At 58.6% G+C, this 17,434-nt stretch carries 13 protein-coding genes and 1 tRNA gene; 7 read left to right on the top strand and 7 right to left on the bottom strand.

Features of this window, described 5'->3' with window-relative positions; all coding sequences use genetic code 11:
• Positions 1-57 precede the first annotated feature (57 nt).
• The 3 genes from H3U89_RS07270 to H3U89_RS07280 are packed head-to-tail and all read left to right on the top strand — an operon-like array spanning position 58 to position 2,786.
• Entirely contained in the window at positions 58-789 is a 732-nt protein-coding gene (locus H3U89_RS07270) for an ABC transporter ATP-binding protein (protein ID WP_198179828.1), read from the top strand.
• Position 790: 1 nt separating this feature from the next.
• A complete protein-coding gene (locus tag H3U89_RS07275; RefSeq protein WP_198179826.1) occupies positions 791-1,486 on the top strand; it encodes an ABC transporter permease in 696 nt (231 codons plus the stop codon).
• Between the two features lie 13 nt (positions 1,487-1,499).
• A complete protein-coding gene (locus tag H3U89_RS07280) occupies positions 1,500-2,786 on the top strand; it encodes an MFS transporter (RefSeq protein WP_198179824.1) in 1,287 nt (428 codons plus the stop codon).
• Here H3U89_RS07280 and H3U89_RS07285 read toward each other — a convergent pair.
• Positions 2,778-2,851 (bottom strand) — tRNA-Pro (locus H3U89_RS07285). The two genes, H3U89_RS07280 and H3U89_RS07285, sit on opposite strands and share 9 nt — an antisense overlap.
• A 116-nt stretch (positions 2,852-2,967) precedes the next feature.
• Between H3U89_RS07285 and aroA the strand changes: the two genes are divergently transcribed.
• Both aroA and hisN read left to right on the top strand, forming a co-directional pair.
• Positions 2,968-4,326 carry a 3-phosphoshikimate 1-carboxyvinyltransferase gene (gene aroA / locus H3U89_RS07290; RefSeq protein ID WP_198179822.1) on the top strand — a complete coding sequence of 453 codons (1,359 nt, stop codon included), beginning with the start codon at positions 2,968-2,970 and terminating at the stop codon, positions 4,324-4,326.
• Between the two features lie 32 nt (positions 4,327-4,358).
• On the top strand, positions 4,359-5,159 hold the full coding sequence (gene hisN / locus H3U89_RS07295) for a histidinol-phosphatase (protein ID WP_198179820.1): 801 nt from the start codon (positions 4,359-4,361) through the stop codon (positions 5,157-5,159).
• Positions 5,160-5,306: 147 nt separating this feature from the next.
• On the opposite strand, the gene H3U89_RS07300 is transcribed toward hisN, so the two are convergent.
• From H3U89_RS07300 to H3U89_RS07310, 3 genes are all read right to left on the bottom strand, one after another.
• The gene (locus tag H3U89_RS07300) at positions 5,307-6,533 is read right to left on the bottom strand and encodes an acetate/propionate family kinase (protein WP_046323002.1); all 1,227 of its coding nucleotides are present in this window, start codon (positions 6,531-6,533) and stop codon (positions 5,307-5,309) included.
• Between the two features lie 190 nt (positions 6,534-6,723).
• On the bottom strand, positions 6,724-8,412 hold the full coding sequence (pta, locus tag H3U89_RS07305; RefSeq protein WP_332460541.1) for a phosphate acetyltransferase: 1,689 nt from the start codon (positions 8,410-8,412) through the stop codon (positions 6,724-6,726).
• Positions 8,413-8,538: 126 nt separating this feature from the next.
• Entirely contained in the window at positions 8,539-11,013 is a 2,475-nt protein-coding gene (locus tag H3U89_RS07310) for a phosphoketolase (protein WP_045935456.1), read from the bottom strand.
• A gap of 339 nt (positions 11,014-11,352) precedes the next feature.
• Here H3U89_RS07310 and guaA point away from each other — a divergent pair, with 339 nt between their 5' ends.
• Positions 11,353-12,915: a glutamine-hydrolyzing GMP synthase gene (guaA, locus tag H3U89_RS07315; RefSeq protein WP_198179816.1), complete on the top strand. Its 1,563-nt coding sequence runs from the start codon at positions 11,353-11,355 to the stop codon at positions 12,913-12,915.
• A gap of 135 nt (positions 12,916-13,050) precedes the next feature.
• On the opposite strand, the gene H3U89_RS07320 is transcribed toward guaA, so the two are convergent.
• The 3 genes from H3U89_RS07320 to H3U89_RS07335 form a co-directional block, all read right to left on the bottom strand.
• Positions 13,051-13,407 carry a hypothetical protein gene (locus tag H3U89_RS07320; RefSeq protein WP_198179814.1) on the bottom strand — a complete coding sequence of 119 codons (357 nt, stop codon included), beginning with the start codon at positions 13,405-13,407 and terminating at the stop codon, positions 13,051-13,053.
• Complete coding sequence (locus H3U89_RS07325) at positions 13,404-13,829, bottom strand: TetR/AcrR family transcriptional regulator (RefSeq protein WP_198179812.1); 426 nt, start codon at positions 13,827-13,829, stop codon at positions 13,404-13,406. The genes H3U89_RS07320 and H3U89_RS07325 overlap by 4 nt, the downstream gene beginning before the upstream one ends.
• 1,277 nt (positions 13,830-15,106) lie before the next feature.
• Complete coding sequence (locus H3U89_RS07335; protein WP_198179810.1) at positions 15,107-15,403, bottom strand: hypothetical protein; 297 nt, start codon at positions 15,401-15,403, stop codon at positions 15,107-15,109.
• 955 nt (positions 15,404-16,358) lie between these two features.
• Between H3U89_RS07335 and H3U89_RS07340 the strand changes: the two genes are divergently transcribed.
• A complete protein-coding gene (locus H3U89_RS07340; RefSeq protein WP_198179808.1) occupies positions 16,359-17,387 on the top strand; it encodes an alpha-L-fucosidase in 1,029 nt (342 codons plus the stop codon).
• The last annotated feature ends 47 nt before the right edge of the window (positions 17,388-17,434 follow it).

A 17,434-nucleotide genomic window follows, 5' to 3' on the forward strand; every position in this document is an offset into this window, starting at 1 on the left:
CGAGTAATGTTTTTTGTTTCCACCAAACATACCATCGGTATTTTTGAAAGGAGTTTTATGCAGGTGCTGAAGGCGGACGGAATTGTCCAAGTGTTTGACGGCAGGGAGGTGCTGTCCGGACTGGATTTGACCCTGGGGCAGGGCGAGATTCTGGGCTTGCTAGGTGCCAACGGGGTTGGTAAGTCCACGCTGTTGAAGATTCTGACCGGAATGCAGAGACCTGCCGGCGGACAGGTCCGTTTTCTGGAGAAACCTCTCAGCGAAGGCTACCCGGGCAGTTTGGCAAGGATGGGGGTGTCCATCAACGAGCCCGTATTTTATGAGTCCCTCAGTGCCAGGCAGAACCTGGAGATCGACCTGTCCTACCATTCGTTGGCAAGCGGGGAGCATAGAGCCGTTGATTTCGCCGGAATCAGCCAACTCTTGGAGAACGTCGGATTGACTGCCGATTCAGCCACGCCTGTCGGCAGGTATTCCATGGGCATGAGGCAGAGGCTGGCCCTGGCCAGGTGCATGGGCCATCATCCTGACCTTTACCTACTGGACGAGCCGCTCAACGGACTGGACCCTGTGGCCATCGGACAGCTGCGAGATAGCCTGCGCAGCCTGGCAGCCCAGGGGAGTGCAATCCTCTTTTCCAGCCACATTCTCTCCGAAGTGTTGCGCACGGCCGACCACGTGATGGTCGTGGCGGACGGCAGAGTCAGCCTGCGGGCCAGCGTGCCGGAGCTCCTCAATCAGGGCCAGGAGGTCGCCGAGCGAACCCTGGTCAAGGCCATGGAGGGCTGATATGAAGACGCTGCTGAAATTAGAACTGAAAAAGACCAGGCTATGGCCCTGTATCTTCGGAGGACTGGCAGTAGTGGCCGCAGCCTTGGCCATCGGAGGCATGTTCCTGGCCATTGGCCACACTAGCGGACGGTCAGATCCTCGGTTGTCAAGCCTGGCCTTCGTGCTGCAGATGGCCATGGTCATCCTTCTGGTGGGCTTTTCCCTGGTGGCTGCTGCCCTCTGCAACCTGGTCTTCATTGAGCCCTATACGGGGAGAAACCTGGCGCTCACCCTCTCATTGCCCATATCGCGGAGCCGAATCCTGCTGGCCAAGTTGATCTTCGTCGGCCTCTTCACTGCGCTCTCCTACTTGGCTGGGACGGCCATCACCCTGACCGTCATGCTACTGATCGACCGTCTTGTGGGTTCGCTTGGAACGGGCTCGCCAAGCAGTCTGCTTGAACAGGTTCTCCTCATGCTGGTTACCAGCCTTGCCGGACTGGTGGGGTTGGTTGGCATCGCCCTCTCTATAGGCTTCTGGAAGCGTTCGCTGCCCATCATGTTCGCGGTCCTGCTCCTGCTGGACGCTGTAGTGGGCAACTTGCTCTCCCAATCCCCGCTACTGTCTGCTCTGCTGCTTCTGATCATCTTTCTGGCCTCCCTGCCGGCATGGTGGCTGCTTCATCGGACCCTCATGAAGATCGAACTGCCCTGATCGGCGGCTGACCATGCAGGAGCTTCTGAAGAACAAGCCTTTCGTGACCATGGTTCTGGCCAGTCTGTTGAATACGGTCGGAGGCGAGCTCTTCAACATCGTCTTCATCGTCTATGCCCAGACCATGCCCTTCGCCGGACTGGCTGTCTCCATAGCCTCAATGGCCTGGGTGGCTCCAGCCCTGACGGCCATCCTGACCGGATACCTGGCCGACAGGACCGTGCACAAGACGCGGATGCAGCTGGTGATCAAGCTGATTCAGGTATGTGTCTATCTTGTCATGGCCATGACGATTGGCAGGTCCAAGAGCCTGCCTGTCTTTCTGCTGTTGGTAGCCATGGACATGGCATCCTCCATGCTGGAGGGGTATGCAGGCAGTCTGTGGATGCCTGTCCTCAAACATCTGGTCCTGCCTGGCCAGCTTCACCAGGCTACTTCGATCACTTCGGCCGCCTCCAGTGTTGCGGCCGTCATCAGTGCAGGCGGAGGCGCAGTGTTGATTGCCCTCCTGGGCAACAGATTCGCTGTATTTGCGCTGATCAACGCCGCCACCTTCCTTCTGGCGGGGATTCTGGTGGCCATCGGCTATCGGGAATTCACGAGGGTTGAGGTTGCGAGCAATGGTTCACCGGCGGACAAGCCTTCGGGCCTGGCATCCAGTCTCCGCGTGACCTTGGGGGAGTTCCACAGCTCTACCTTCCTGATTCTGATTGTGGGCTTCGGCTGCCTGGTCAACCTTCTGGGGACGGCTCTGCAGCCCCTGCTCAATCTGGGGCTGATTTCCATGCCCGGGGTCTGGTGGGGAAGCTACGGCACGACCATAGCCGTCGTCAACGGCATCTACTCCCTGGGACTCATCCTTGGTGCACTCCTTGCCGCAGATCCGCTCCGACGGCTGCCCATAGCCCATCTGCTGACCGGAGTCATGGCCGCAGCCGCCATGGTAGGGATCAACCTGGTATGGCTGCACATGCCTACCCTGCTGTTCCTCCCGCTCCTGGTCATGAACTATCTTTTGGGCAAGATCAACCCTCGGTTCATGACCATGCTCATCAGCACAGTGGGTGAGGACCACCTGGCTGCAACTATGGGAGTGGTACAGACTGTCATGATGATAGGGGCGCCTCTGGGGCAGATGGTCTTTCTGACGCTGGGCAATCTGGTCGGCATCGCCATCACCATGTCCATTTATGCGAGCTTGACGGGCCTTCTGGCTCTCGTGATTTTCATTACGGGATTGCTGGGCATGAACGCCAAGGATCCGACTCCCGAAATGGGACGAAGGCTAAAGTCGGGCTAGCCGGATTTGAACCGGCGACATCCTGCACCCAAAGCAGGCGCGCTACCAAGCTGCGCTATAGCCCGGCGCTCATAAGCATCAACGTATGAGCACAGTGTATCAATATAGCACAGGGCCAGGTCCCTGCTGGACCCTTGGCGGGTGAACAGGGAGTGGGAACAGCTCTGCGCCTGCGGTTACCATGGTTACCATGACAGCGGAAGAGACATGGGCGGCACCGCAGGCCGATGGGCCCTTGGATGCAACGGTGACAATACCGGGAAGCAAGTCCCTCTCGAACAGGTATCTGATTTTGGCGGCCCTGGGAAGCTGCCCTGTCAGGCTGACCGGTCTGCTCAGGTCGCGTGATACCGATCTGATGATTGGAGCCTTGGAGGCCCTTGGTGTGGACTGCCGGGTTGATTCGGGTAACCCCACGGATGTGACCGTCATCCCACCGGCGGGCGGGCGTTTCCGTGGCGGTGCCCGGGTGGACTGCGGGCTGGCTGGAACCGTTATGCGCTTCGTGCCGGGCCTGGCCATGTTGGCTGATGGTCCCACCCACTTCGACGGAGACCAGCAGGCCTATCGGCGCCCAATGAGGCCTTTGTTGGACGGCCTGACCCAGCTTGGGGCCAGAATCGAGTACCTGGGCCAGGAGGGCTTCCTGCCCTTTGTGCTCACACCGCCGGATTGCCTGGTGGGCAGGGAAGTGACCATAGACTCCTCGGCATCCTCGCAGTTCATTTCCGGCCTCCTGCTCCTGGCTGCCAGATCTGAGGGCACTATGACCATCGTCCACTCTGGCCTACATCTTCCCAGCCTTCCACACATTGCCATGACCGTTGAGGACCTGCGTCAGGCCGGAGTCCAGGTCCAGGCCAATCCCGACCGCTGCAGGTGGAGCGTCAAAGGAAGGGGATCTGCTGGGACGCAGCTGCCCGATCGGGTCCAGGTGGAGCCCGACCTGTCGAATGCTGCTCCCTTCCTAGGAGCGGCCCTGATAGGAGGCGGACAAGTCAGCGTACCCAACTGGCCAGACCGGACCACCCAGCCAGGCGGCTTGTTGCCCAAGTATCTGGAGACTACGGGCGCGAAGGTGGAGATGGTTCCCGACGGGCAGGGCAGCGCCACCTGCAGGGTGACCGGCGGGGAAGCCATCCATGGACTCGGCGACTTCGATCTGTCCCCGGCAGGGGAGATCGTGCCCTCTATTGCGGCCATCCTGGTCTTTGCCGACTGCCCCAGCCGCCTGCACGGCATCGGCCACCTGCGTGGTCATGAGACCAACCGGCTGAAGGCGCTAGCCATGGAAATCACCAGGATAGGCGGCCGAGCCAGTGAACTGGATGATGGTCTAGACATCGAGCCTGTGCCTGTTCAGAGTATGCACGGGGCTGTTATGGAGACCTATGCCGACCATCGAATGGCTACTTTCGCAGCCATGGTTGGGCTCAAGATACCTGGCATCCGGGTTCGCAACATCGGCACGACGGCCAAGACCATGCCCGACTTCCCGGGTATGTGGAAGCGGATGCTGGCAGGTGAGGGCCAAGGCTGAGCCAGAGCGATTCGAGCGAAAGGAGCCGAGTTATGAGCATTGAGGCTGAAGGGCAGAACTGGCAGGAGGATCTGGACCTGGCCATCGCCATGACCGACCAGGCGGATCAGGTCACCATGGGCTACTTCAAGTCGCCGGATCTTCACGTGGAACGCAAGGCGGACAATACTCCGGTCACCCAGGCTGACAGGGAGGCGGAGGCGGTGATCCGTCGCGTGCTGGCCCGGGCTAGGCCGAACGATACCATCTACGCCGAGGAGCTGGGAAAGCAGGAGTCCAACGGCAGGCGGTGGATCATCGATCCCATTGACGGGACCAAGAACTATGTGCGCGGGGTCCCGGTATGGGCGACCCTGATCGGCTTGGAGGCAGACCATCAGATGGTGGTCGGTGCGGTATCGGCCCCCATGCTGGGCACCCGCTGGTACGCCGCTCAGGGTCAGGGAGCCTACATGGCGCGCCAGGGTGAAGCTCCCAAGGCCATCCACGTATCAGGAGTGGACCGGATGGAGGACGCCTCCATGTCCTTGTCATCGCTGACCGGTTGGAAGGCCATAGGCCGCCGGGATCGGCTTCTCGACCTGACTGACCGGATCTGGCGTCTGCGCGGATTCGGCGACTTCTGGCAGTACATGCTCCTGGCCCAGGGTGCCATCGATCTGGCGGCCGAGCCGGAGCTGGACCTCTACGACATGGGTGCCCTGGTCCCCATAGTGACCGAGGCAGGGGGCAGCTTCACCGATCTGGCAGGCAACCCGGGTCCCTGGGGAGGCAATGGTCTTGCCAGCAACGGTCTTCTGCACAAGGAGGCCTTGGAGGCCCTGGGTGACTGACATATAGAAGAAGGCCGGCAACCACAGTATGTGGTCACCGGCCTATTTGGTTCTTAAGGCCAAATCCTTAGGACCAAACCCGAATCTCAATCATCCACCATTCAACCACCAATCGGATTGAGATGATAGAAGAGGTCGGGTCAGCGGTCAGGCCTGGAACTTGTTGCCGTAGGCGTCGCCCTGGCTGGCGACGACCTCGGCCTGACGCGCGATGGAGAGCTCCTCGTTGGTGGGGATGACGCAGACGGCGACCGTGCTGTCGGGGGTGGAAATGATCCGGGCCTCCTTGGAGCGCTGGTCGTTCTTCTCCTGGTCCAGCTTCACGCCGAAGGGCTCCAACTGCTCGATGACCCGGCGGCGCACGATTTCATCGTTCTCGCCCACGCCGGCCGTGAAGGTGATGGCATCCAGGCCGCCCATCTGGGCCGTGTAATTGCCGATGTAGCCGACAATGCGGTGGATGTAGATGTCCAGGGCCAGCTTGGCGTCCTCATCGCCCTCGGCGATCAGCTTATGGACCTCACGCATGTCGCCATGGCCGGTCAGGCCGGTCATGCCGGAACGCTTGTTGAAGAGGGTGTCCAGCTCATCCACGCTCATGTGGGCGTTGCGGATCAGGTGGAAGACAACGGCAGGGTCGATGTCGCCGGTACGGCCGCCCATGACCAGGCCCTCCAGAGGGGTCAGGCCCATGGAGGTCTCGACGGGATGTCCGGAAACCTGCGCCGAAGCGGAAGCCCCGTTGCCGATGTGTAGGACGATCTGCCGCAGACCTTCCGCAGGCTTGCCCAGCAGGCCGGGAACCAGCTGGCCCACATACTGATGGCTGGTGCCGTGGGCGCCGTAGCGACGGATGTGGTACTGCTTGGCGATGTCCTTGTTGAGGGCGTAGGTGGAGGCCTTCTTGGGCAGTTCGAAGAAGAAGGAGGAGTCGAAGACGAAGACCTGGGGGGTCTGCGGCATCAGCCGGCTCATGACCTCGGCGCCCTCAGCCTCGGGTCCATTGTGCAGGGGGGCCAACACGGCCAGATCCTTGACCTGGCTCAGGGTCTTCTTGGTCAGGAGGGCGGGCTTGGGGAAGATGGCTCCACCCTGGACGACACGGTGGCCTACGGCGATGATGCCGGCCTTGTCCAGATCAGGGCCATACTCCTTGAAGAAGCCCAGGACACGCTTGAGCCCGACCTCATGATCGTGGATGGGCTCCTCAAGCTCATGCTTCTCGCCGTTGACCTCGTGCTTGTAATGGCCGTCGGTGGGCTCGCCGATCTTCTCGACCAGACCCGAGGCCAAGCTCTGGCTGGTCTCCAGATCGACCAGCTGGTACTTGATCGAGCTTGAACCCGAATTGATGACTAGGACGGTTTTCGCCATTGGGGCATCCTCCTGATGTGCTTGTATAGAGCCTGCGCTCCTCAATCAGTCTTCAAGATTACTCGTCGGCCCTTACAAGGCGCGGTATATTGCCGGGCCGACATGGTTTTGGGGCCGCTGCCGGATCCGTTTTGCAGATAGGAACCAGCAACAGCCCCTGAGGTTTATAGGGACGTTTCGGGGACGCTGATCAGTCCTGGGCCTCGACGGCGGTCAGGGCCACGGTGTTGATGATGTCGGCCACCAGGGCGCCGCGGGAGAGGTCGTTGACCGGCTTGTTCAGACCCTGCAGGACCGGTCCGATGGCCAGGGCGCCCGAGGTTCGCTGTACGGCCTTGTAGCCGATGTTTCCGGCGCTCAGGCTGGGGAAGACGAAGACGTTGACCTTCCCGGCAACCGGATCACCCTTGGCCTTGGTGGCTGCCACAGTGGGGGACCAGGCCGCGTCGAACTGGATGGGGCCCACGATGGGCAGGTCCGGCGCCTTCTCCTTGGCCAGGCGGGTGGCCTCTTCGACCAGGTCCACATCCGGGCCCTTGCCTGATCCCAGGGTGGAGTAGGAGAGCATGCCCACGCGCGGGTCCACGCCGAAGGAGCGAGCGGTTTGGGCCGACTGGATGGCGATGTCGGCCAGCTGCTCGGACGATGGGTTGAGGTTGATGGCGCAGTCGGCGAAGACCGCCACATGGTCGGGGAAGCACATGAGGAAGGCTCCGGAGACCAGCGAGGCGCCCGGCTTGGTCTTGATCACCTGCAGGGCTGGGCGGACCGTGTTGGCTGTGGAGTTGATGGAGCCGGACACCAGGCCGTCGGCCTTGCCCAGGACGACCAGCATGGTGCCGAAGTATGAAGGATCCGCCAGCTGCTTACGCGCCTGCTCCGGGGTCATGCCCTTCTTGGCACGCAGCTGGCAGAGGCGATCGACCATGGGTGCCAGCACCTGCTCGTCGTCCATGGGCTGGAAGGAGGCCTTGTCCAGGTGGTTGAGGCCAAGCTCCTTGCCCCGCGCCAGAATGGAATCCTTGTCGCCCACGATGATCAGGTCGACGATGTTGCGGGCCAGCAGGTAGTCGGCCGCCTTGAGGATGCGGTCCTCACCGCCCTCCGGCAGGACGATGGTCTTCTTGTCGGCCTTGGCCTTGGCCAACAGATCATTCTGGAAGGCCACAGGCGTGGTGGCCTTGGGCCTGGCGGCTTCGGCGGCCTTCAGCACCTGGTCGACGTCCACCTCCTGCTGGAATGTCTGGCTGGTGGCCTGGCGGGCCTGCTCGGCGGACGGATCCGTGTCGAAGTCCATCTTGGAGACGGTCCAGGTCGGCAGATCATACTCCTGGAAGGCCTGGGTAAGAGGCGCCTTCTGTTCAGGCTGGCATCCGGTGATGAAGACTCCGGCAAGCACGGCTCCTTGGGCCTCGATGGTCCTGCGGCAGGCGGCCACGGTCTTCATGACCTGGCCGGGTTCCCTGCCGATGGTGCAGACGGCCAGCATGACCGGGGACCTCAGGTCGGCGGCGATCTGTGCATTCAGAGCGAACAGGCCGGGGTCGAAGAGTTTCGAGGCATCGCTGCCCACAATCAGGACACGCTCGGGATGGGCGGCATCCACCAGCTCGTCATAGGCGTTGAGGACATCGGCCCGGGTCTGCATGGGGTCCTCAGTAGCGTGACAGGGGCACTTGCCGCGGCAGATTTCCGGATCTGTATCGGGGAAAGAGCTGGCCGCAACCAGTTCCGGGGTCAATGGGTGCTTCCTGCAGGCGATTGGTCTGAATACGGCCGTTTTGGCTTTGGCGCTCAAGGCCTTGGTCAGGCCGTAGGCCACGACGTTGCGGCCGTTGGCGGCTTCGGGGCTGATGATGGTGATGCTTGCAAGACTCACTGTGTCTTCTCCTGTCCGGAATTGGTTGCCTTGATGACTGCTTTGTTCACAACCTTGTCCAGTATACAGAAACCGCCCGCCATGCGGGCTGCGCATGACGGGCGGTTTCAGGGTCGGATCAGCGTATCACTCGTTGTCTCCGGCGGTCGCGGCGGTGGCGGAGATGGTCTCCTGTCCGGCGCGGTTGGCATCGGGCCAGACCCAATCGGTGTAATCGGGGTGGTCGTAGCCCTTGTCCACGGCGAACTGGAAGGCCTCGTCGCGGAACTTGGTCCACTTGTCGATCTGGTCGGCGTACTTGCCGGCATCCACCAGCTTCAGGGCGGAGGCGGCCAGGCACCAACGATCCATGTTGTTGACGCGCACCATGTCGAACGGCGTGGTGGTGGAGCCCTGCTCCTCGTAGCCGTGCACGGAGAAGTTGTCGTGGTTGGGACGTCCGTGGATCAGGCGGTAGATGGAGCCGGGGTAGGCGTGGAAGGCGAACAGGACCGGCTTGTCCTTGCTGAAGAGCTCGGTGAACTCCTCGTCGGACAGGGCCTGATCGTTCTCCTCGGTGTCCTGGATCTTCAACAGGTCGACCACGTTGACGAACTGGACCTTCACGCCCAGCTTCTGCAGCATGTCGTCGGCGGCCAGGGCCTCCTGGGTGGGGATGTCGCCTGCGGTGGCGATGACGACATCAGCATCCTCGGCATTCTTGGCGTTGGAGGCCCAATCCCAGCGGGCGGCCCCCTTCTCCAACTCGGCGGCGGCCTCGTCCACGCTCTGGTAGGTGGCGGCGGGCTGCTTGCCGGCGAAGATGGCGTTGATGCAGTTGGTCGACTTGTAGCAACGCTCGCCCACGTTCAGCAGCATGTTGGCATCGGCGGGGAAGTAGATGTTGACCACATGATCGTTGTTGAAGTTCTTGTTCAGCAGGATGTCGACGAAGCCGGGATCCTGGTGGGAGAACCCGTTGTGGTCCTGACGCCAGACGTGCGAGGTGACCAGGAGGTTCAGTCCGGCGATGGGCTTGCGCCACGGGATCTCGCGGACGGTGGCCTCCAGCCACTTGGCGTGCTGGTTGATCATGGAGTCGATGACGTGCACGAAGGACTCGTAGGAGCTCCAGATGCCGTGGCGCCCGGTCAGCAGGTAGCCCTCCAGGAAGCCTTCCATCTGGTGCTCGGAGAGCTGTTCGATGACCTGGCCGGTGTGGGCCATGTGCTCGTCGGTCAGCTCCGACAGGTAGTCGGCATCCCACTGCTTGTTGGTCACCTCATAGGCGGCGGCCAGACGGTTGGAGGCCGTCTCGTCAGGTCCGAAGATGCGGAAGTCGGTGGGGTTCTTAGCCAGTACGTCGCGGGTGTAGTAGCCCAGGACGCGGGTGGCCTCGGTGGCGCCCCAGCCATGGCCGTGCTTCTTGATGTCGATCTCGTAGTCGTGGATGTCGGGCAGCTCCAGCGGCTTGAGCAGACGCCCGCCGTTGGCGTTGGGGTTCTCGCCGATGCGCAGGTCGCCCTTGGGCATGAAGCTGGTGACCTCGGGACGCAGGGTGCCCTTCTCGTCGAAGAGCTCCTCGGGCTTGTAGGAGGCCAGCCAGTTCTTGAGGATCTGGAAGTGGGCCTCGGTGTCGCGGGCGGAGGTCAGCGGCACCTGGTGGGCGCGCCAGGATCCCTCGGTCTTCTTGCCGTCGATGAACTTGGGGCAGGTCCAGCCCTTGGGGGTGCGGAAGATGATCATGGGGTAGAAGGGACGGGTCATGTCGTCGGTTTCGGCCCGGGCCTTGATGTCGCAGATCTTGTCGAAGACGGTCTCCAGCATGTCGGCGAAGCGGCGGTGGATGGACAGATGGTCCTCGTCGTCGAACCCTGCAACGAACTCGAAGGGCTCATAGCCCATGCCATGGAAGTACTCATGCAGCTCCTCGTCGGAGATGCGCGAGAGGATGGTCGGGTTGGCGATCTTGTAGCCGTTCAGGTGCAGAATGGGCAGGACGATGCCGTCGGTGCGGGGGTTGACCAGCTTGTTGGACTGCCAGCCGGTGGCCAGAGGGCCGGTCTCGGCCTCGCCGTCACCCACGATGCAGGGCACGAAGAGGCTGGGGTTGTTCATGATGGCGCCGTAGGCGTGGGAGAGGGCATAGCCCAGCTCGCCGCCCTCGTGGATGGACCCGGGGGTCTCAGGCGCGAAGTGGGAGGGGATGCCGCCCGGGTAGGAGAACTGGCGGAAGAACTTCTGCAGGCCGGCCTCATCGTTGGTGATCTTGGGGTAGTACTCGCTGTACGTGCCATCCAGGTAGGACTGCGAGGTGCCGGCGGGGCCGCCGTGGCCGGGGCCCATGATGATAACGGTGTTCTGCTGATGGTCGGCGATCAGACGGTTGATATGGCCCAGCAGGAAGTTCAGGCCGGGGGTGGTGCCCCAGTGGCCGACCAGACGATGCTTGACATCCTCCCGGGTGAAGGGCTCCTTCATCAGGGGGTTGCTGCGAAGATAAATCTGTCCGATGGAAAGATAGTTGGCCGCCCGCCAATACTTGTCGACGGCCTCGAGGGTCTCCTCGGCGATTGGGGTCTCCAGCTTCGCCCAAGGGGTGCCGATAACAGGATTCGTCATGTGTACTCCTGCACTATAGTGCGATTGTTTATTTACTTCGGTTACGGGCTCGTACGGTGTCATTTCAGGCATCCGTCGGGTTCGTACCCAATGCCTACATGGTACGTGAACGAGCAGACTTTTCTGAACGTTTTCTTGCAGTGTGTGTTCGCTCTTGTGAGAAAATGCGAGAGAATTGTCTGCTTGCAGACATGAATTTCCGCCGGGGGTGCCGATGAGGGCTCAATGACGGTAGCATTGTCGAAAACTGCAACCATACTGGACTTGTCCGCGAGCGTTGAATCGTCGCTCCCGGACATCCGTGGCAGATACAGCATACATATATATATAAGGAGTCTTATGGCACAGGGTCCCGTCCTGGTGGTCGATTTCGGTGCGCAGTACGCCCAGCTGATCGCTCGTCGAGTCAGGGAGGCGGGGGTCTACTCCGAGCTGGTGCCTCATTCGATGAGCCTGGATCAGATGCTGGCCAAGGATCCAAAGGCGGTCATCCTCTCCGGCGGACCGGCCTCCGTCTACGTGGACGGGGCGCCGACCATCGACAAGAGGATTTTCGAGGCGGGGGTGCCCGTGCTGGGCATCTGCTACGGCTTCCAGGTCATGGCCCATGAGCTGGGCGGCGAGGTGGACAAGGCGGCCCTGGGGGAGTACGGCAAGACCGAGGCCTTCATCGACAGCGCCAAGGGAATACTGCAGGATTCGCCGGCGCGGCAGGATGTATGGATGAGCCATGGCGTCGCCGTCAACCGTGCGCCCGAAGGCTTTGAGGTTTTGGCGCATACCGAGGGTGCTCCGGTGGCGGCCATGCAGGATCCTTCCCGTGGACTGTACGGGGTCCAGTGGCATCCTGAGGTGACCAACACCCCTCTGGGGCAGGACATGATTGACCGCTTCCTGCATCAGTGTGCCGGACTGCCGTCGGACTGGAACGCCTCGGGCATCATCGAGCAGCAGGTGGAGAAGATCCGTAGCACGGTGGGTGACGACCAGGTCATCTGCGGCCTGTCGGGCGGCGTCGATTCAGCTGTGGCGGCTGCTCTGGTCCACAGGGCCGTCGGCGACCAGCTGACCTGCGTCTTCGTGGATCATGGGCTCTTGCGCAAGGGGGAAGCCGAGCAGGTCAAGCATGATTTTGTTGCCGCCACTGGCATCAAGCTGATCGCCGTGGATGCCTCGCAGGACTTCCTGACCGCCCTCAAGGGCGTTTCCGAGCCCGAGCGCAAGCGCAAGATCATCGGGGAGAAGTTCATCCGCACCTTTGAAAAGGCCCAGCGTCAGGTGATTGAGGAGGCCGGCAAGACCGGCAAGGAGGTCAAGTTCCTGGTGCAGGGCACGCTCTACCCCGACGTGGTCGAGTCGGGCGGCGGAGACGGAGCGGCCAATATCAAGTCCCACCACAACGTGGGTGGTCTGCCCAAGGACGTCAAGTTCAAGCTGATCGAGCCCCTGCGCACCCTCTTCAAGGACGAGGTCCGGGCCATCGGCACCGAACTGGGCCTGCCTGACCAGATTGTCTGGCGTCAGCCCTTCCCGGGCCCCGGTCTGGGCATCCGCATCATCGGGGAGATCACCCGCGAACGTTTGGAGACCCTGCGTGAGGCCGACGCCATCGCTCGCGAAGAGTTGTCCAAGGCCGGGCTGGATCGGCAGATCTGGCAGTGCCCGGTCGTGCTGCTGGCCAATGTGCATTCAGTAGGTGTGCAGGGCGACGAGCGTACCTATGGTTCGCCGATCGTGCTGCGTCCGGTCTCTTCCGAGGATGCCATGACTGCCGACTGGACCCGTCTGCCCTACGACGTGCTGGCCACCATCTCCACGCGCATTACCAACGAGTGCCCGGGCATCAACCGCGTGGTCCTGGATTGCACCTCCAAGCCTCCGGCAACCATCGAGTGGGAGTGAGCATCCGGGCCGACATGCCATATGGCCATACGTCCAAAGACAGTACGGTCATATGGCATGTCGTCGCATTTATTGGTTCTTGGGCTATTGAATGTCGATAGTCGATAGAAGAACTCAGTTGCTGCAATTCATTGTTTATTGCTTTGTTATGGCCGAATTGATCCGGTTGACCAGCTCGCGGGGTTGCTCCACCCCGAGCACAAGCCGGTCATAGTGCTCGTCCTTGAGTTGAATGACAATGGGAATTTCAGGTCTGGTGACATTCCAGAATGTCTTTTCCCCATGCTCAATGTATGTGCCAGCCCATTTACCGGGGACATGAAGGCCGGGCGCACGCAGCCCCTTGGTATCATCAAGAATGCCCGGATCCTCGCTGGCACCGAGAACATGCTCGAGCGGCACCACCAGTTTCCCCTTGAACGACCACATCTTATCCAAGCCCTGCGGTTCAACTTCCAGCGTCCGCCCGACAATTGCCACCTTGTTGTTCATGACTTGCTTCTTTCATTATCAGACTGAAACCGAATATGTGCACGCTGCAGCAGCGTCTCGCCAAGGAGCGTGGCGACATCAACGGTCACAGCATTGGTATCGTCAGATCCTGAGCTGGACAGCTTTACAAGGTAATCCCTGACCAGTCTGCGAACCTCTAGATCATGATCCGACAGCTCCATGAGTGCCACCAATACCAGATTGAGCACTCCTGAATCGTGCGACTCCGAATCCGTTGCATCACGGAGCGCAGCCACGAACATGCCACGCTTGCTGCCGAAGGCACCGTAGAGACTGCCCCGGAGCAGACCCGTGGCCTTGACGAGAGCATCAATCGACGTGCCCTCATAGCCATGCTCCAGGAAAACCTCGCGGGCACGGGCAAGTACCTCATCATCATCGAAACTTCTCTTGCGACCCATGCACGCCAAGATAGCATTATTTGACTAAATAGTCAAGAATAATAAATGGTAGTTATTCTCATAATCATCGTTCCTTCTTTTTTGAAGCTGCCGGTGCTGGGAATAGTAATTCGCTGGCTAAGATACCCGTAATGAACACAAGAATTAAGAGCCATGAAAATGGCCCCCATCCGAGCATGAAGATTGTGATAGGAGGGAGTGATAACCAGTGTAATAATTACGAATCTCAATGACACCGCTGGCCCTAAAGGATTGTCCATATTCTGTTTTTTGATTGAATGAATATATTCGGGCTTCCAGGGAACCGATCAGAAATACGAGTACTAGCTGGGTAGTCATGAGCTTTGTTGAACTAATATGCGTAGTTTTTCAAAAAATGGTTATAACGAGAAAGATCAGTGTAAATATCACCCCCTCAACGCCGTTAAGGATGATATTGCCAATCCAGATATCGATAAGTGAAGGCCGAAACCGCTCCGCGTCTCTTCTTGGTTCCATTCGATACACTTTAATTACACGTAAAGTTGGCGACTGCCAACGTTTTTAATGTCAGTCCTTGCCAGAATTGCAAATGTTCAGAGCATAAATCAGCTGAAGCAGCACCGTATTAGGCAGTCAAATCCCAATTATTCCCAACAGTACATTGGGGGCATCTTCTCTAGTTGGAACCTGTTCAATTATTGGCTTCTGCGCAGTTGTAGTGGGTTCTGGGGTGCTAGCCGTTTTAGTAACACCGACATCAGTGCCGCTGACGCGCTTGTTGGTACTGGGGCCAGCAGCTTGTATTTTCTTTGACCGCATTTCAATATTCTTTGGTTTATATGAATGCCCAATGGCATAGACCTACAGTAGCTGCGGCAAAACAAAAATCGACATAATTGCCGATGAGATCAATCCTGCAGGAAAGACACGAGATGATTCGAAGTCTTGTATAGCGCAATTGGGGAATGCTTCATTGGCTCCGAATAATGCGTAGGTAAGGTTGGCAAGCGCTCTAAGCCAAGTCGGACCGAGATCTTCAGCAATCCACGCAAGCGTTCTGGCAAACACCATCAGAATCATCAAGACCACGGTATGGCCATACTGGTGTTACACCTGGTCAGAGGGCAGGCGGCTCATTGCCACAAAGCAGCGGAGAAGGCGAGGAGCATTATCCTCTTGGGACAGAAGGTAGGCCAAAACAAAAGAGTCTCAATCACAGTGAGCCGAATATATTGTCTTAGATGACTTCGAGGAATACCCATATGCCCAGTTCGCTTGAATGGGACTGGTGGGGCTCATGGAATATTGCGATCGGTGTCCAGCAGACTCTTGATGCCTGTTCCATCTGTGTTGCCTTCAGTTCGGTAATCTCGCGCTGTCATCTGGGCAAGATACACGACTGATTTCAGACTTAGACTCGGCTCTGCACGCCTAAGTTCACGGATAAACACAACTTGATTCTTGCGGGGATCTATTCGCCTAGATGTAGCGATGCTTTGAGCCCATTCCACTGCAGCAGCCATTGGGTCTTCGTAGTCAGCAAATATCATTGTGACTTCAACCCTCGGATTGTTGTCGTTCGTCAAGCTCATGGCTTTTCCTCTCACAATTCCTGGTGCTTGTTTTTGGCCGCTGGAGTGCTGACCACTTCAAGAATCCAACCGAGAGATTCGTCTTCACAGAACTCGCCGAAACCCAACGCTTCCATGAATCGCCTGTGACTCAATTGTCCAGCAATTGTATAACAACATTCCACTATTGGTTTCACGTTGCGGCTGGCAGACTGTCACGGCCTTGGCAGCTGTCAACTCCCAAGCCTTCCGGCAGTGACAATTATTAGAGATACTTCTTGTTTTGCTTAATGTCATATTGGTGCTCTTAATAGTTTGACTGGCATCAACTTTTGCTTACATGCGGTAAGTTCGCCTTGAAGTCTGGGTCCCAACAATTTACTTGGTGATCGCCGGATGGCAGATTCCGTTAACTCAGACTGGCGTAACGTCTTCGGCATGTACAATTCTTAATTATGTATATACTGCTAACAAAATATCATCTGTCGAAGTACCTGAGGACCAAGATGGTTCATGGAATCTAGTTGTTTGCAGTACATGAGTGAAACGATCATTCGCCATTGCGAATGGGAGGGAGAGCGACGACAGCCCCGAGGAAGGGACCTTCATGAAGTCAAAAGGGATACAGTGAAGGGCGGTCCACGATTTTGATGCCAGGCGTCTCATCTACATCATTTCTGGTGTCGGTCGGCAATGCTGTCTTAGCGACCGCCACACTGATGAAGCGGCACTTTTCCAACATCTCCTGGAATTTCGCTTACCTGACATTCCTCCTCCTGATCGTTCCGATCAGCCTTGTCTCCTTGTCTTGGTTTGGATACTCGTCATGAAAAACCGGCTTCAAGATCACGTGTGTAGCAGTCTGCTACGTGCGCCTGACCCTTGATGATATTTTCGTTGTCAGGAGGGGCAAGCTGACCAATTGAGGTCCGGCTCGGACGTTTCGTGTTAATCAGCAGAACAGAGGTAAATAATAATGAGCGATACCGTGGAATGGTTCAAGCAGGCCAAGTACGGCATGATGATCCACTGGGGTCTCTATTCACTCCTGGCAGGGGAGTACCAGGGGAAGTCGTCAAGCAATTATGCAGAGTGGATCCAATCCAAGCTCCAGATCCCCAACAAGGAGTACGAACGCCTGGCCCAAGCTTTCAACCCGATTTATTTTGATGCCGATGCCATAGTCGACCTGGCAAAGCGCTGTGGCATGCAATATCTGGTCGTCACCGCAAAGCATCATGACGGGTTCGCCATGTACAGGTCACTGGTGGATCCCTACAATGTCTATGATGCGACGCCATTCCACAGGGATGTAATTGGCGAGCTGTCTCTGGCATGCCGCAAGGCTGGTCTGCGATTTGGCATTTACTATTCCCAGGATCTGGATTGGCATGAACCTGATGGCGGCGGATACCTGTCAAATGATATCGAGACGGCAGGCACCACTTGGGACAATAGCTGGGACTTCACAGGGGAGAAGAACTACAATCGGGCCTTCAAGCACAAGATCATGCCGCAGATCGAAGAGATCATGAGCAACTACGGGGAAATATCGGTCGCCTGGTTCGACATGCCCATGACTCTCAGCGACGAGCAGAGCCAGACCATCTACGAGACGGTCAAGAACCTGCAGCCCGAATGTCTGATCAATTCCAGACTGGGTAACGGACGATACGACTATGTCTCGTTGGGGGACAACGAGATTCCTGAGGATTCGGATGCCAGCGCCAAGGCCACCTCGGTGGAAGATGTCGATTACAATTCCGTCGAAGGATTCAAACCCTCAAAGCTCGGCCTTTATGAGACAGCCGGAACCATCAACGATTCCTGGGGATTCTCGTACCATGACCAAAACTGGAAGAGCCCGCAGACCATTCACGATTACAAGGCCCATCTGAACAAGTACGGCATCAATTACCTGCTCAATGTCGGTCTGGATGGCCTGGGACGCGTTCCGATGGCGGCTGAGCAGGTGCTCTTGGGAGCGCGAGCTTTGGAGGTCTAAGAATTCGGAACCTCGAGAATCAACCAAAGGGCCTTATAGGATTAATG

This window comes from Bifidobacterium sp. W8104, assembly GCF_016100735.1.
Classification (GTDB): Bacteria; Actinomycetota; Actinomycetes; order Actinomycetales; family Bifidobacteriaceae; genus Bombiscardovia; species Bombiscardovia choladohabitans.

Coding starts and splice junctions, on each gene's coding strand:
- H3U89_RS07275 (WP_198179826.1), top strand. CDS start 791: ATGAAGACGCTGCTGAAATTAGAACTGAAAAAGACCAGGCTATGGCCC.
- H3U89_RS07280 (WP_198179824.1), top strand. CDS start 1,500: ATGCAGGAGCTTCTGAAGAACAAGCCTTTCGTGACCATGGTTCTGGCC.
- H3U89_RS07325 (WP_198179812.1), bottom strand. CDS start 13,829: ATGGGTCGCAAGAGAAGTTTCGATGATGATGAGGTACTTGCCCGTGCC.
- H3U89_RS07300 (WP_046323002.1), bottom strand. CDS start 6,533: ATGGCGAAAACCGTCCTAGTCATCAATTCGGGTTCAAGCTCGATCAAG.
- aroA (WP_198179822.1), top strand. CDS start 2,968: ATGGTTACCATGACAGCGGAAGAGACATGGGCGGCACCGCAGGCCGAT.
- H3U89_RS07310 (WP_045935456.1), bottom strand. CDS start 11,013: ATGACGAATCCTGTTATCGGCACCCCTTGGGCGAAGCTGGAGACCCCA.
- H3U89_RS07320 (WP_198179814.1), bottom strand. CDS start 13,407: ATGAACAACAAGGTGGCAATTGTCGGGCGGACGCTGGAAGTTGAACCG.
- H3U89_RS07270 (WP_198179828.1), top strand. CDS start 58: ATGCAGGTGCTGAAGGCGGACGGAATTGTCCAAGTGTTTGACGGCAGG.
- guaA (WP_198179816.1), top strand. CDS start 11,353: ATGGCACAGGGTCCCGTCCTGGTGGTCGATTTCGGTGCGCAGTACGCC.
- H3U89_RS07335 (WP_198179810.1), bottom strand. CDS start 15,403: ATGAGCTTGACGAACGACAACAATCCGAGGGTTGAAGTCACAATGATA.
- H3U89_RS07340 (WP_198179808.1), top strand. CDS start 16,359: ATGAGCGATACCGTGGAATGGTTCAAGCAGGCCAAGTACGGCATGATG.
- hisN (WP_198179820.1), top strand. CDS start 4,359: ATGAGCATTGAGGCTGAAGGGCAGAACTGGCAGGAGGATCTGGACCTG.